The organism is Verminephrobacter aporrectodeae subsp. tuberculatae At4, from assembly GCF_000193225.1.
GTDB lineage: Bacteria > Pseudomonadota > Gammaproteobacteria > Burkholderiales > Burkholderiaceae_C > Acidovorax > Acidovorax aporrectodeae.
On sequence record NZ_AFAL01000006.1, the window covers coordinates 1 to 249 of the forward strand.

Sequence of the window (249 nt, forward strand, 5' to 3'; positions counted from 1 at the left end):
CCGGCGAAGGCGTCCACGGCCAGCTGAATGTCGTTGTTCGTGGTGGACTCGAGCGGGTTGTGGCTGATTCCCGCGTTCTGGCCGCGCACGAAGAGCATCGCCTGGGGCAGGATCGCGTGCAGCTTCATGGCGTCGTGGCCTGCGCCGCTGGGCAGGCGCAGCACGGGCAGGCCGAGCGCTTCCACGGCGCGTTCCCAGTGGCGCTGCCACGCGGGCGCGCTGGGGGCGGCGGCAGCGCGCAGCGCTTCG

General features: G+C 72.7%; 1 protein-coding gene. It reads right to left on the reverse strand.

The genetic code is table 11. The features are described from left to right. Positions 1–249, reverse strand: a 249-nt coding sequence (locus VTU_RS25000; RefSeq protein ID WP_010099613.1) for a M20/M25/M40 family metallo-hydrolase, incomplete at both ends; no start/stop codon positions are given.